The organism is Bacillus sp. MRMR6, from assembly GCF_001940785.1.
Classification (GTDB): Bacteria; Bacillota; Bacilli; order Bacillales; family Cytobacillaceae; genus Neobacillus.
This window is the reverse complement of sequence record NZ_MSLS01000023.1, coordinates 36171-50520: the sequence shown is the minus strand read 5'-3', so window position 1 is coordinate 50520 and position 14350 is coordinate 36171. Positions and strand designations below refer to the sequence as shown.

Sequence of the window (14350 nt, the reverse complement as noted above, 5' to 3'; positions counted from 1 at the left end):
GAACTTCATTCTCGATAAATTTTACCAAATATAAATCATTTTTTGTCAATGTGGTTTAAAAACGATCAAAAAGTTAAATTCTGATTGAATTTTAGAGGATGGTATTTTCGCTATCCTCTTTAAATTAACTGCTAAGGCAGTTAATTTTGCTTGTTAAGACATGCTTTTTAGACCGTACCCCTTGGCACGATCTAGCCCGTGAAAATTCTTCAGCTCGCCATTTTTCCATTCTTGGCAAGCTCTTTTCTTATATTGTTCTTTAAATTCTTCGGTCTTTTGGTGTTGACTGTATTCATAAAACTCTGGGGTGATTACACAAAACCATTCATCAGAATCTTTATTGTAACTGAATCTTGCTTCGGGACCGTGACTATTGTTAACGAAAACAGAAGAAACCCCAAATAGGAGGGTTCCCTTTGTTTTTTAGTTTTCAAACGGTACATTTGTTTCTATCCCACTTTGAACAATGACAACGTTCACTATGTCTTTGGATATTTTCTTATCGATTTGGACTACAAAGGTTCTTGGCGTTGCATCAGAAGTACAAGCTCCTTCTGGCTCTGTTAAAGGTACCTTCATAGTCCTATTGTCAGGGCTTAATTCAACATTTTTTATCGTGTAGGGACAACTTCCAGACTCAAGAACTCCAATAAAAAATATATCTTTCTTGTTAAAGTAAATGTTTGGCATTTTATTTTCAAATCCATATAGGTTCCAAGTTTGTTCGAATTCAGATCGGGTGACAGATTTTCTGACCAAGTATTGAAAAAATGGTGTTGAATCTCTTTCAAATGCTATCTCATGAAAATTAGAAGGTAACGTCTTTTCGCTTGCTACTACGTTAGCAAATGAGTCATTGCTACAGCCGACCAACAATAATGACATAAATATAGCAAGAGCAAGTAATGGGTTAAAATTTGTCAAATATATTGCACCTCCTTTTTAGATTAGACGATCATTCATTATAAAAGGTTTCCAGACAGTGCTTGCCACACCATTAGTTATCTCTGAAGATTAGTAGCTTGTTGCTCTCTTCCGTCTGTTGGAAAGGTCATAAATTACCTATTCAATTTTCGACTATTTTCATTCCGCTTTAATAGAACAAACAAGGCATATACCGTTAATTCCCCTGCAGAACTTCTCGTAGAAGAAGTTCAAGAATGTTTCCGTGAGGGGTACCCTGTGAACTATTTCAAAAAAATATTGAAACGTTTCCAAAGTGGTGATATGATGTGTGTATGAACAAAGTGAAACGTTTCCAAAATGGTGAGGATTCATCGTTACAGGAATTTATTTTATAGATGGAGGGTAGTTGTGGTGCCAAGTATAAAGGATGTAGCGGAACTGGCAGGAGTTGGGGTTGGCACGGTTTCACGAGTCATTAATAATCACCCAACCGTTAAGGCAGAAACCCGAAAGAAAGTAAATGAAGCGATCAAACAATTGAATTACATACCGAATGAAGTCGCTAGGAATTTCAAAATGCAAAAATCCAAAATGGTTGCACTATTACTTCCGAGTATCTGGCATCCGTTTTTCTCGGAGTTAGCTTATTATATCGAGGATGAGCTTGACCGCGAAGGCTATAAATTAATGCTCTGCAATAGTGGAGGACGGCCAGACAAAGAACTTTACTACCTAGATATGCTCAGTCAGAATAAAGTTGCCGGCATTATCGGGATTACCTACAATGACATTGATGACAATGTCAGTACGGATATTCCCTTTATCAGTATTGACCGTCATTTTGATAATAAGAATATTAATTGTGTGACTTCTGATAATTATCAGGGCGGGCGCATAGCTCTTCAAGAACTGGTGAAAGCAGGAGCTACAAAAGTGGTGTATCTTGGACTTACGAGTTCAGCTTATAGTGAAGTTGAACTAAGGAGACAAGGATTTATTGACGAGGCAAAGGAGCAAGGGATAGAATATCTCATCTATGAAGAGAATGGTGATGGAGATTATTCGGACGATACATTTTTTGAGAATTTTTTCAATAACAAGGAACACCAGAATGTAGATGGTGTTTTTGCAAATACAGATTTGCTTGCGGCCAAATATATAGATCGAGCTAAAAAGCATGGATATCAAGTTCCAGAGAATGTTAAAGTCATCGGTTACGATGGAATTCAAGACAATAAACTGTTTCATCCGATCCTATCAACGATCCGGCAGCCGGTCGAGGAAATGAGCCGAACGTCTGTGAAACTTTTATTAAGAAAGGTTCAAGGAGAAACATTGGAGAAAGAAATTTATCAAATCCCCGTGGTATACAGAGAAGGAGAAACGACTTAAGCCTTAAGGCTTTAGAAAAGTAAAGTTGAAGCGTTTCATTAGAAAAAAACTTTTTTAATCAAAAAATGAAACGTTTCAACAAAGCACCTGAGTGTAGAAAATTTTTTTTACCCTAAAGTGGAAACGTTTCATTTCGAAACCCGAAGAAGAAGAAAGGGACTGATTTAGAAGATATTTTGTACCTTCAAATGGAAACGCTTCAATTGAAGCAGGATCAAAAGTTGTAACAAATTATGTTTGGGAGTGAGGTAAGGGATATGGAAGTAGTTAGGAAGGTAGAACCAGTTATGCATTCGTCTAATCAGGTGAAAAAGCGATTAAACATAAAAAAGATTTTAACGAATTATCAGCTCTATTTATTTCTCCTACCCGCATTAGTTTATTTTATTGTCTTCCACTATGTCCCGATGTATGGGGTGTTAATTGCTTTTAAGGATTTTGTTGCAACAAAAGGGATTATGGGCAGTCCTTGGGTCGGGTTTAAACATTTCGAACGTTTTTTCGAATCCTACCAATTTTGGACCTTGATCAAAAATACTCTTGGACTTAGCGTCATCCAATTAATCGTCGGTTTCCCGCTCCCAATTTTCTTGGCCTTGATGTTAAACCAGATCAGAAATGAGAAATACAAACGGTTTGTCCAAACCGTGGTGTATGCACCGCACTTTATCTCAGTGGTTGTATTAGCTGGTATGATTTATGTCTTCTTTTCAAACAATGGTCTGATTAATAACATCATCTTGTTATTTGGTGGGGATCCGATTTCGTTCATGTCAAAACCGGAATGGTTTAAACCCCTTTATATCGGTTCAGGGGTTTGGCAGGAGACAGGTTGGGCTGCGATTATTTATCTCGCGGCGCTCGCCGGCGTAAGTCCTGAGCTGCATGAAGCAGCGGTAATGGATGGAGCCAGTAAGTGGAAGCGAATCTTACACGTAGATATTCCAGCCATTATGCCAACGGCTGTTATTCTATTAATCTTAAATGTCGGAAACATTATGAACATCGGTTTTGAAAAAGCGTACTTGCTGCAAACGCCCATGAACCAGCCGGCAGCTGAGATTATTCCTACTTATGTTTATAAGATGGGTTTACAGCAGGCGCAGTATAGTTTTGCTGCCGCGGTAGGATTGTTTAATTCCGTGATTAACTTAATTTTGTTAGTGTCCGTCAATAAGTTTGCGAAAAAACTATCCGGTACAGGACTGTGGTAAGAGGGAGGTGCAGCACACATGAGTTTATTGGCCCTAAATAGTAAGAAAAATACTAGAAGAACAAAGGAAGACAAGGTTTTTGATGTTATCAATGTGTTCCTAGTAGCCATGATCGTACTATTAGTCATTTATCCTTTGTACTTTATCGTGATTGCATCCATAAGTAATCCTAATATGATTTACGAGGGAAAGGTATGGTTCTTACCAAAAGAATTAACCTTTGAAGGATACGAACGAATTCTTAGAGACAGCAAGATTTGGCTTGGGTATAAAAACTCGATTGTCTATACAGTGGTTGGGACGATTGTCAATGTATCCTTTACCTTAATGGCTGCATATGCTCTGTCCCGAAAGGACCTGTACGGAAGAAATACGATTATGTTTTTATTCCTTATGACGATGTTTTTCTCAGGCGGATTAATTCCGACTTACCTGGTTGTTAAGAATCTTGGTTTGCTCAATACCATGTGGGCACTCATTCTGCCGAAGGCTGTAGCGGTTTGGAATGTGATTGTGGCGAAAACATTCTTCGAGTCTACTATTCCTGGTGAATTACTAGAGGCCTCGAGAATAGATGGATGTAACGATGTGAAATTCTTCTGGAAAATTGTCCTGCCGCTATCCAAACCGATTGTAGCGGTAATGGTGTTATTTTATGCCGTTGGACACTGGAACTCTTATTTTGATGCTTTGATCTACTTGAACAATGAAAACCTATATCCATTGCAATTGATTTTACGAAATATCTTAATTCAAAATCAGGCATCCACCATGATGATTAGTGACCTGGACTCCCTAGCAGCCAAACAACGAGTATCTGAACTAATCAAATACGGTGTCATTATTGTTTCTTCTCTTCCGCTATTAATTGTCTACCCGTTTGTCCAGAAGTACTTTGTAAAAGGGGTTATGATTGGCGGAATCAAAGGTTAGTAGAAGGTATCTATGTTTAGGGAGGTGATGGTGGACTTTTTCACTGAACGTTTACCATCGGGGGTTTCCAAAAATATTACTAAACAGGGGGCAGTACTAATGATTAGATCCATTAAGAAAAATATCCAGAAGAACAAGAAAAAGAGGATGACAATCGCTTTAGCTTTGGGATTAAGTGCAACACTCGCGTTAACTGGCTGCACAAGTAAGGACTCCTCTAGCAATGCAGAGAAGGTAGAAGAGTCAGCGTTTAATAAGACAGGTCTACCGATTGTAGAAAAGCAAGTGACGTTAAACATTGTTTCATCAAAGGCTGCATTGGCACCTGATTATTCGGAAATGGTTATCTTCGACCGTCTTGAGGAAGCAACGAACGTTAAAATAAAGTGGAACAATATTCCGGGAGAAGGTTACCAAGAAAAGAAAAACTTAATGCTAGCGAGCGGCGACCTGCCTGATGCCTTCTATGCTTCTGGCTTTTCTGACCATGACCTTGTCCAATATGGCCAAAACGGTACGATTATCCCACTAGAGGATTTAATTGACGAATATGCACCTAACTTAAAGAAATTATTTGAGCAGCGTCCTGATTTGAAAAAGGTGGTTACGGCACCCGATGGGCATATTTATTCCCTTCCGCGGGCAGAAGAAATGGATTTAGTCTCCATGCCTAACATTATGTTTATTAATAAAACCTGGCTGGACAAATTAGGTCTGGAAATGCCAACGACACTAGAAGAATACCATGATGTATTAAAAGCATTTGTTGAAAAAGATGCGAACGGAAACGGTAAGAAGGATGAAATTGGCTTGACCTTCTGGTATAACGGTTGGTGCGGAAATGAAGGGGATTTAATCGGGTTATTCGGATTACCAGATTCCTCATTTGAAGCAGACCATCGAATTGTTAGAGACGGCAAGGTCATTTATACAGCGGTACAGCCGGAATTTAAGGAAGCGATTAACTATTATCACGGCTGGGTGAAGGAAGGTTTGATTGACCCTGAAGTGGTTACTCAGAAGACAGAGCAGCTGTTTGCAAAAGGAAAAACAGAGGATCCAACCCTGGGCTCCTTCATTTGGTGGGAGAATACAGAAGTTGTAGGGACTGACCGGGTGGATGATTATGTGGTGTTGCCGCCGTTAAAAGGTAAGGATGGCAAAGTGGTTATTGGCAGGTCTAACTATTCCGAATATGGCAGAGATGCATTTGTGATTACCTCCGCGAACAATAATCCTGAGATTACGATGCGCTGGGTTGACCAATTATTTGAGCCAAAAATGTCTGCCCAAATCAACTGGGGTCCGATCGGTGAGATTTACGAGGAAGATGCGAACGGCATGCTAGTGAACAAAGAGCTTCCTGCTGGCGTAGCAATGGGTGAATTGCGTCAAAAGGTAGCTCCGGGCGGTCCGTTTGTTGTCTTAAAAGAGCATTTTGGCACAGTCGTAGACATGGAGCCAAGGGCGAAAGAACGGTTAAACATTCTAGAGAAGTATTACAAGCCGCATATGGTAAAAGAAAACTATCCATCCATCTTCTTTAGCCCTGAAGAGCTGGAAGTGATTAATACGGTTGAGCCTGAAATTAAAGCGTTCGTCAAGCAAAAAGAAGCGCAATGGCTCATCGATGGCGGCATTGAAAAGGAATGGGATGCGTATGTTAAGCAATTAAAGGATATGGGTCTTGATCGATTAATGGAAGTTTACCAAACAGGACTTGATCGGTATAACAAATAATTCCCATAGTAAGCCAGACATCCTTTCTCGTCTGGCTTTTCCTTTTAAAAGGGTGATACAGACCACGGGGAGTTGGGTAGTTAGGCGTTGGGATCCAACTGCCGGCTATCTATGTAGATAGCTACCTTTCCAAAAATTAGATATAGGATGATGAGCATGTTTGATGTTACAGCTATAGGAGAAGTATTAATTGATTTCACACCGTCCGGATATTCGGAAAAGGGTCACGTATTATTTGAAACCAATCCTGGCGGAGCACCGGCTAATGTGCTTGTGGCTCTATCTAGGTTAAATAAGAAAACAGCATTTATTGGAAAAGTCGGACATGATCAATTTGGTCATCTCCTTAAGGGGGTCTTAGAAGCAGAGGAGATTGATTCGAGCAATCTTCTATTCTCGGAAACCATCCATACGACTTTGGCTTTTGTCCACTTAGATGAAAAAGGAGATCGTTCTTTTAGTTTTTGCCGAAATCCGGGTGCGGATATCATGCTAGAAAAAGAGGAAATTAGAGAAGAAACGATTAAGGAATCGCGGATTTTTCACTTTGGCTCTTTATCATTAACAAATGAGCCCGCTGCCACGGCCACATTTACCGCATTAGGATATGCCAAAAAGCATCATGTAATTGTTTCGTATGATCCAAATTTACGAATCCCCTTATGGACATCACTTGAAACGGCTAAGAAGCAGATGTTAAAGGGGTTTGAATATGCCCATATCGTAAAGATGTCTGAGGAAGAATTGGAATTTTTAACAGGTTTCCGAGATGTTGTAAAAGGGACTGAAGTTTTACAGGCACAGTTTGGAACAGAGATGATCTTTGTCACGTTAGGGCCAGAGGGCTGCTTTTATCGAGGAGGGCAGACATACGGCTGGAAAGAAGGATATCAAGTAAACGTTGTGGATACAACGGGGGCAGGGGATTCCTTTGTAGGCAGTGTGTTATCGAAAATTCTTGAAATGGATAAACCTCTAGAGCTGATCAATCAGTCAGATATGGAAGAAATGGTGTCGTTTGCGAATGCAGCAGGTGCGTTAACAACGACAGGCAAAGGTGGAATACCGAGTATTCCGACGCTGCATCAGATTGAAGATTTTTGGAAAAAAGAAAACGAGAAAGGTGGAAGGTAAACGATGACGAACGTCTTAGAGAAAACAGATTATTACACAGAAAAGTACCGTCCACAGTTCCACTTTACTCCAGAGAGCCAATGGATGAATGACCCGAATGGGATGGTGTTTTATCATGGAGAATACCATTTGTTCTATCAATATCATCCGTATGGAACAACATGGGGACCGATGCACTGGGGCCATGCGGTAAGTAAAGATTTGATTCATTGGGAACACCTCCCGATTGGGTTGGCTCCAGATGAACATGGCACAATTTTTTCAGGAAGTGCCGTTGTGGATTGGAACGATACTAGCGGTTTTTTTGAGGGGAAATCAGGGTTAGTGGCGATTTTTACGCATGCGGATACCTATCCTCATTCGGATCGTCCGCGTCAAAGGCAGAGTCTTGCTTATAGCAAGGATAATGGACGGACATGGATGAAATATGAGGGAAATCCCGTCCTTCAGGAAGAAAGCATTACGGATTTTCGCGACCCGAAAGTATTCTGGCATCGTGAAACCAGCCAATGGGTGATGGTATTAGCTGCCGGGCAAGTGATTCGGTTTTATACTTCGAAGAATTTAGTTTCTTGGGAATTTGCCAGTGAATTTGGAGAAGGACAGGGCTCCCATAAAGGTGTTTGGGAATGTCCTGACCTGTTTGAATTGCCCGTAGATGGTGATTCTAATCAGAAAAAATGGGTGTTGATCGTCAGCATTGGCAGCCATGAAAAATATAAAGAAGGCTCAAGAACGCAATATTTTATTGGAGATTTTAATGGTTTGACCTTTTCGAACCATCAGTCTCCGGAAACCACCTTGTGGATTGACCATGGCCGTGATAATTATGCAGGGGTCAGCTGGTCGGATGTTCCCGCAGAAGACGGAAGAAGGATCTATATCGGATGGATGAGTAACTGGCAATATGCTACGATAACTCCAACAAAGGAATGGCGGAGTGCGATGACGATTCCAAGAGTCATTGAGCTAAAAAACACTGTGGATGGAGTTCGCCTTGTCCAAAATCCGGTTCGTGAGCTACAAGGGATTCGTGGTGAAAAATCTTCTATCGAGAATGAAGTAGTAAGACCAGGGGAAAATCTTCTCGCAGGCATGAGCAGCAACACCTTTGAAATCACCGCCACTTTCGAGTTGGGAGCCATGGGAACAGCAACCGAATTCGGATTCAAGGTTTGCAAGGGCGAGGATGAAGGCACCATTGTTGGGTATGACGTTGAAAACCAGCAATTATTTATAGATAGAACCCATTCGGGAGAAGCTGATTTCCATCAGCATTTCGCTGCTAAGCATGAGTGTCAACTGTTGATAAGAGATCATAAGATTAGCTTGCATGTTCTGGTTGATCGGTCTTCTGTTGAGGTGTTTGGAAACAATGGTGAGTCGGTTATAACAGACTTAATTTTTCCAAAAGAGGAAAGCGTGCAGATGGAGCTATATGCTAAAAATGGGGAAGTACGATTACAGTCGTTAGAGCTTTATAAGATGAAATCTGTTTGGCGGTAGTACCTGTTGTCATGCTGTAAAAAGGGAATAGGGGGAAGGACAAAATGAACATTTTCAACAATCGATTATTTTCCAGTTTAAATACAGTAGTAGATTTATTTCTACTGAATGTACTATGGGTTTTGGCCATGTTCCCGCTTATTACCTTTTTCCCAGCTACCGCTGCTTTGTTTGGCGTTGTCCGCAAACGAATCTTGCACAAGGAAACCGATGGTATTTTTAAATCGTTTTTTCAGCTGTTTAAGGAGAATTTCAAAAAAAGCTTCTTCATTTCGCTACTCTGGACGGTGGTTGGGCTTTTTCTTTACTTTGATTATCGGATCATCGACCCAAGTAGTTCGGCAGTTCAGCTGATCCTCTATATCATCTTAATTCTGGCCATTTTGTTGTTTAGTTCGATTTCCATGTATCTATTTCCAATAATGGTCCATTTCGAGCTAGGCTGGAGGCATGTGATTCGAAATGCTTTTCTCTTTTCATTGATGAATCCTATCCTAACCATACTATTATTACTCATACTCGGTGCATGTATAGCCATCATCCAGGTTTACCCAGCAGCCATCTTCATCATCGGCAGCCCCTCAGCCTACATCATCTACCATCTATGCCAAAAATGGTTTGACCAGGTGGTGGAAATGAGTTAGCGGGAGGATGCATGGGGACGGTTCTACTGCTTCCTTTTGGGGATGCACAGGGACGGTTCTCGTGCACTTAATCAACATGATATAGGAAGGGAAAAGGTCAAGTATTCTTGCCAGTGGTGTGCAAGAATACTTGACCTTTTTTATGTCAGCTAAGTGAGTTGGGATGTGGTATTTTAGAATGACAAATTTCTACCCAATTTTAGTATAAAACCTCTTTATTCATCAAGCAAAATTCACTTTTAATCAAACGTTTGATTAGTATCAAAACGTGTCCAATTGTGTAGATTACTAGTTTTTATATAGATTTATTGTAGAAGTATATCGAAGACTGTGACCGGTCCTCGACAAAAACTGCTCCCAAAAACTAGCGTGAGTTCGTTTAACAAAAAGGTTTTGCCTGGATTTAATCAAACGATTGGTTAGGAAATTTGGTGCTAATCAAACGTTTGATTAGATTTCATGTTTTCGTTTATATAAAGGCGTTTGGAGAGTTTAAGTGGTATGAGAATTGTTGAATGGTGGGGAGGTTATAAATTTGAAAAACTCGGAGCACCATCCTAATAAAATTCTAATTGAACCGTTCCATCTAGCATAAGCTAAAGTTTAATGCGATATATTTCTACCAAACTAAGTAGGGAGTATTTTCTTGAAATAACCCCATAAACCGTCACATATTTAAGGCGGCTTTCCTTTGGCTTGGACTACTATCCAAGCCATCACTTTTGGTATATTTGTTGGATTGGACTCAACCCCGTTTTGGATTAAATTTAATTCTCTCTCAGTCTATTTATATCCGCTCTAGGTGAATAACCAAACATGCGGGAATATTCTCTACTGAATTGAGATTGACTTTCATAACCCACCCTGAATGCGACATCAGCTACATCTGATGACTCAGCTAATAACAAACGCTTAGCTTCCTGCAATCTCAATTGTTTTTGAAACTGAATAGGGCTCATAGCAGTTACTTCTTTAAAATGCCGATGAAGCGATGCTACACTCATATTCGCTATTTTTGCTAGTTCTTCTATTCGAAAAGACTTTTCATAGTGATGAATGATATGTTCGATTACATTTCTGATTCGGATGGAATTGCTGCCTTCTAATGCCATTTGCTCCAGTGTTTCCCCGTGCGGACCTTCTAGAACCCAATAAAGTATTTCTTTCTTAAATAGTGGAGCAAGTATTGGAATATGTTTTTGATTGTCTAACAAACACGCTAACCTACATGCTGCATCCAATAATGATGGCTCTGCTTTACTAGTAAACATGGCTCGTTTCGCATTTTTTTTCTGTCCAGATGGAAGATCTTTGTCACTCAAAACCTCTAAGATTTCGCTCGAGGTAAATTCAAGTTTGAGTGCTAAATATGGAGAGTCGGAAGAAGCCTTTATTACCTGCCCCGTTACCGGCAAGTCAACGGATGCCACAATGTAATGGCCAGGACCATACCTAAAGCATTCCTCTCCCAACCATACCTCTTTTTCCCCTTGGACAATTATGCAAAAAGAAGGCTCGTTAACTCTAGAGATAGGTTCGGCAATAATGGATTCACGGATGAGAAATAAAGATGGAATTGAGGTAGGATGAACACCGTCCTGACTTGTATAACGTTCAATGATTTTTGTAAGTTCACGCTGCTGTTTGTCAATTTGCTCTGGCATAACTCATTCTCCTTTTTCTTCGCCTTCAACATTTTCATTCTACTCGATATTTGCAGGGGTGGATAGGTTGTTGAGAGGATTAGGCAAAAACTTGATAGTAATGAGTTAACGGTTTGTTTAACATTTGCGACATAATAAAACATGCAATAGCTGAACTTAAACTGAAATGTGCTAGTAAATGAAAGGGAGGAATGAATAAATGGAATATGTAAAACTAGGTAATACAGGATTGGGTGTATCTAGGTTTTGTCTCGGGTGTATGAGTTTTGGTGAAGCGGACAAATGGATCCATCAATGGGTACTGAATGAAGAGAAAAGTCGCTCTATTATCAAAAAAGCACTGGAGCTTGGAATCAACTTTTTTGATACGGCAAATGTGTATTCAATGGGATCCAGTGAAGAATTCCTTGGACGTGCCCTAAAAGATTTTGCAAATCGAGATGAAATTGTTCTTGCAACAAAGGTACATGGTAGAATGCATGAAGGACCAAATGGTGCAGGCTTATCACGAAAGGCGATTATGAGTGAAATGGATAAGAGCCTGAAGAGATTGGGAACCGATTATGTAGACCTTTATATTATCCATCGGTGGGATTACAATACTCCAATTGAAGAAACAATGGAAGCTTTACATGATGTGGTGAAGGCAGGGAAGGCAAGGTATATTGGTGCATCAGCCATGTACGCTTGGCAATTCCAAAAAGCATTACATGTCGCTGAAAAAAACGGTTGGACTCGCTTTGTATCAATGCAGAATCATTACAATCTGATTTACCGTGAAGAAGAGAGGGAAATGCTGCCTCTTTGTAAAGAAGAAAAAATCGGAGTAACTCCCTATAGTCCGCTTGCTTCAGGAAAATTAACTCGTGATTGGTCGGAAACAACCCATCGTTCTGAAACAGATTTTATACTAAAATCAAAATATGATGCAACCGCAGATGCAGATCGACACGTTGTAGATCGCGTTGCTGAAATGGCAGAAAAACATGGGGTTCCACGTATTCATATCGCACTTGCCTGGCTGCTTCAGAAAGAACCTGTCACCTCTCCTATTATTGGTGCAACGAAAATTTCCCACCTCGAAGGTGCTGTAGGTTCTTTATCAGTTAAGTTAACACCTGAAGAAATTGCGTTTCTTGAAGAGCCATATGTACCGCATCCAATAATCGGTCATAGTTGAACCTTTATTTAAAAGTACTGTTTTATTAATTACATTTTTTTCTTGAATATTGGATAACTTAAGGAGAGAATGCAAGAATTCGGACGAGGTGAAATCCACAGATGATTTCAAAAAGGCATAAGATTTTGAATGTGTTGTTAATACTTGTTTCCTGGTTATCCATGTTATTTATAGGTAAGCGTGATTTTAAACGTTATTCCTTATCGGGTGTATTTATCGTTATTTTTGAGATTTTAAATCATGTATATGGCCATAAAAAGAAGTGGTGGAAGTTTTACGATAAGCCAAATGTATTTATAAGGGATGAACTTCCTTTCGATATTGGACCTTATATGCCTCTTTCGATGTGGATACTTAAATTTTCCTATGGAAACTTTAAAAAGTTTGTGTTACTTAATGTTCTTGCTAATAGTCTATTTGCTTTTTCCGTGATGCCTTTTCTAAAAAAGGTGAAAATTGTTCGTTTAAAGCGGTTAACCTATTTTCAATTCTTTCTATACATACACTACAAAGCGTATATATTGTACGGAGTACAGTATTTGTATGAAAAAGCGAAGGGATAAGCACGGGGACGGTTCTACTGCTTCCTTAGAATTAGCCCGATAGCTCATATGTGATTTTGAGATTGAGCAATAAGTAAGACTCATGAGCCCATGGCCTCTTAATAGTCTGGATTTTTGTTCCATATTATGAATTAGTCCACTCCATTTTACCTTGAAAAAATATACTAACGGTAGTTGTACATTCAAATCAGTTGGAGTGAAATGATGCGGGTAAGGATGAACCGCTGGATTTGGCGGGTTTGGGTAAGACTACTTCTCTGGCGTTAGTGTCGGAAAAGACTCCAATGAAGGAGTCTTTTTTATTTCAGGTGTTCACGGGGACGGTTCTACTGCTTCCTTTTACTGAACAGGATCACTCTTTGATGGTATTAAAGATACGTCAGAACTGTGGACAAGGAGAATTTTAAATTGGGAGTTTACGTCTTGAATTTCGCAATAATCTGAGGAGTACCGGTAAAGAAGAAAATAATTCATTTCATTGTACCGAACTAATGGCTTTTGCATCTAAATCCCCCTTTTAAAAGCTATATGTAAAAAGAATACGAGTATCGGCTCCTCCTTCGCCAAATACCATGATAGCCACACCTGCTATCCCCACTAAAAATATATTACTAAATGATTGTTAATAAATTATTACTAGATATTAAGCAATTGTTAATCTTATGTTAAAGTTCATTGGGACCTAATAAGTAAACTTCTTCTTTCATCCTACTATGTTCCGTTTTACACAATCGTTTGATTAGTATTAAAACGTGTCCCTTTGTATGATTTCTAGTTTTTATATATTTATAGCAGAAGTACATCGAAGGCTGTGACCGGTCCTCGACAAAAACTGCTCATAAAAAACTAGGTCCACTTTGGTTACCGTAACCAGCGAAATGGAGCTAGCACGGTCAACAGAGTCTGGCTTTGGTTACCGTAAACGGTGACTAGACTATGTAGCCAGTGCCAAGTCAATTTTGGAGCGGATTTCAAATGCACTTTGTATTTGGCTGAACGCTTGCTTTGTCGTTGGAAATAGTCCTCCAGAGCGGGCGGTAAGGGGATAATGCAGGGCGGTTCTACTGCTTCCTTTTTTTGAAATATTGAAAGGAAAGTTCATCATATTTGAAGAAGCAGTAGAAGAACGAAATCGCTACGCGATGGCTCTAAAAGAAAATTCAAATGAAGTTTAATTAAATATACTGTATAATAGTTGCGAACACTTGTATAAAAATGTATGAAAAATAAGTATCGGATTGAATCCCCAATACGACGTAAATTGAAAAAATCCTTCTACGAATAAAAATTTATTTTTGGTGGGGTTACCATATTTTAGTTCATTAGCGAGGGCCGCGACTTCATCCTTCTCTGGCAATCAATAATTTTGCGCAATGATCTTCTGCTTAAAAATCATCAAAGGCACAACTAGCTCATTAACGCTAGTTGTGCCTTTTTACGCGCAAAACTTCCGATTGTCCGCTTTAAGAACCGT

Annotated in this window: 12 protein-coding genes and 1 pseudogene; 9 read left to right on the top strand and 4 right to left on the bottom strand. The window is 39.6% G+C overall.

Annotated features, from left to right (window positions below; all coding sequences use genetic code 11):
- Positions 1 to 45 precede the first annotated feature (45 nt).
- Together BTR25_RS26905 and BTR25_RS18625 are read right to left on the bottom strand one after the other, a co-directional pair.
- Positions 46 to 360: pseudogene (locus BTR25_RS26905) on the bottom strand (transposase); the annotation flags it as partial.
- 63 nt (positions 361 to 423) lie between these two features.
- A complete protein-coding gene (locus BTR25_RS18625; RefSeq protein ID WP_075689549.1) occupies positions 424 to 924 on the bottom strand; it encodes a hypothetical protein in 501 nt (166 codons plus the stop codon).
- Between the two features lie 393 nt (positions 925 to 1317).
- Between BTR25_RS18625 and BTR25_RS18620 the strand changes: the two genes are divergently transcribed.
- The 7 genes from BTR25_RS18620 to BTR25_RS18590 all read left to right on the top strand — a co-directional run bounded on the left by BTR25_RS18620 (position 1318) and on the right by BTR25_RS18590 (position 9469).
- A complete protein-coding gene (locus tag BTR25_RS18620) occupies positions 1318 to 2298 on the top strand; it encodes a LacI family DNA-binding transcriptional regulator (RefSeq protein ID WP_075689570.1) in 981 nt (326 codons plus the stop codon).
- A gap of 287 nt (positions 2299 to 2585) precedes the next feature.
- On the top strand, positions 2586 to 3512 hold the full coding sequence (locus tag BTR25_RS18615) for an ABC transporter permease (protein ID WP_083652467.1): 927 nt from the start codon (positions 2586 to 2588) through the stop codon (positions 3510 to 3512).
- 18 nt (positions 3513 to 3530) lie between these two features.
- On the top strand, positions 3531 to 4445 hold the full coding sequence (locus tag BTR25_RS18610; RefSeq protein ID WP_075689547.1) for a carbohydrate ABC transporter permease: 915 nt from the start codon (positions 3531 to 3533) through the stop codon (positions 4443 to 4445).
- A gap of 147 nt (positions 4446 to 4592) precedes the next feature.
- Entirely contained in the window at positions 4593 to 6185 is a 1593-nt protein-coding gene (locus BTR25_RS18605) for an ABC transporter substrate-binding protein (protein ID WP_075689569.1), read from the top strand.
- A gap of 156 nt (positions 6186 to 6341) precedes the next feature.
- Positions 6342 to 7319, top strand: a complete 978-nt coding sequence (locus BTR25_RS18600) for a PfkB family carbohydrate kinase (RefSeq protein ID WP_075689546.1) — start codon at positions 6342 to 6344, stop codon at positions 7317 to 7319.
- A gap of 3 nt (positions 7320 to 7322) precedes the next feature.
- Positions 7323 to 8825: a glycoside hydrolase family 32 protein gene (locus BTR25_RS18595; RefSeq protein WP_075689545.1), complete on the top strand. Its 1503-nt coding sequence runs from the start codon at positions 7323 to 7325 to the stop codon at positions 8823 to 8825.
- Between the two features lie 44 nt (positions 8826 to 8869).
- Positions 8870 to 9469, top strand: coding sequence for a YesL family protein (locus BTR25_RS18590; protein ID WP_075689544.1), 600 nt, complete (start codon positions 8870 to 8872; stop codon positions 9467 to 9469).
- Between the two features lie 767 nt (positions 9470 to 10236).
- On the opposite strand, the gene BTR25_RS18585 is transcribed toward BTR25_RS18590, so the two are convergent.
- Positions 10237 to 11133, bottom strand: a complete 897-nt coding sequence (locus BTR25_RS18585) for an AraC family transcriptional regulator (protein ID WP_075689543.1) — start codon at positions 11131 to 11133, stop codon at positions 10237 to 10239.
- A 199-nt stretch (positions 11134 to 11332) separates the two neighbouring features.
- On the opposite strand from BTR25_RS18585, the gene BTR25_RS18580 reads away from it, so the two are divergent.
- Together BTR25_RS18580 and BTR25_RS18575 are read left to right on the top strand one after the other, a co-directional pair.
- Positions 11333 to 12313, top strand: a complete 981-nt coding sequence (locus tag BTR25_RS18580; RefSeq protein ID WP_075689542.1) for an aldo/keto reductase — start codon at positions 11333 to 11335, stop codon at positions 12311 to 12313.
- 101 nt (positions 12314 to 12414) lie between these two features.
- On the top strand, positions 12415 to 12876 hold the full coding sequence (locus BTR25_RS18575; RefSeq protein ID WP_075689541.1) for a hypothetical protein: 462 nt from the start codon (positions 12415 to 12417) through the stop codon (positions 12874 to 12876).
- A 339-nt stretch (positions 12877 to 13215) separates the two neighbouring features.
- Here the strand turns inward: BTR25_RS18575 and BTR25_RS27745 are convergent, their stop codons facing one another.
- Positions 13216 to 13380, bottom strand: coding sequence for a hypothetical protein (locus tag BTR25_RS27745; protein ID WP_175596828.1), 165 nt, complete (start codon positions 13378 to 13380; stop codon positions 13216 to 13218).
- Positions 13381 to 14350: the final 970 nt, after the last annotated feature.

Excerpts from the sequence above, each read along its gene's own strand:
- BTR25_RS18615 (WP_083652467.1), top strand. The coding sequence starts at position 2,586 with ATGCATTCGTCTAATCAGGTGAAAAAGCGATTAAACATAAAAAAGATT.
- BTR25_RS18610 (WP_075689547.1), top strand. The coding sequence starts at position 3,531 with ATGAGTTTATTGGCCCTAAATAGTAAGAAAAATACTAGAAGAACAAAG.
- BTR25_RS18605 (WP_075689569.1), top strand. The coding sequence starts at position 4,593 with ATGACAATCGCTTTAGCTTTGGGATTAAGTGCAACACTCGCGTTAACT.
- BTR25_RS18600 (WP_075689546.1), top strand. The coding sequence starts at position 6,342 with ATGTTTGATGTTACAGCTATAGGAGAAGTATTAATTGATTTCACACCG.
- BTR25_RS18595 (WP_075689545.1), top strand. The coding sequence starts at position 7,323 with ATGACGAACGTCTTAGAGAAAACAGATTATTACACAGAAAAGTACCGT.
- BTR25_RS18590 (WP_075689544.1), top strand. The coding sequence starts at position 8,870 with ATGAACATTTTCAACAATCGATTATTTTCCAGTTTAAATACAGTAGTA.
- BTR25_RS18585 (WP_075689543.1), bottom strand. The coding sequence starts at position 11,133 with ATGCCAGAGCAAATTGACAAACAGCAGCGTGAACTTACAAAAATCATT.
- BTR25_RS18580 (WP_075689542.1), top strand. The coding sequence starts at position 11,333 with ATGGAATATGTAAAACTAGGTAATACAGGATTGGGTGTATCTAGGTTT.
- BTR25_RS18575 (WP_075689541.1), top strand. The coding sequence starts at position 12,415 with ATGATTTCAAAAAGGCATAAGATTTTGAATGTGTTGTTAATACTTGTT.
- BTR25_RS27745 (WP_175596828.1), bottom strand. The coding sequence starts at position 13,380 with ATGCAAAAGCCATTAGTTCGGTACAATGAAATGAATTATTTTCTTCTT.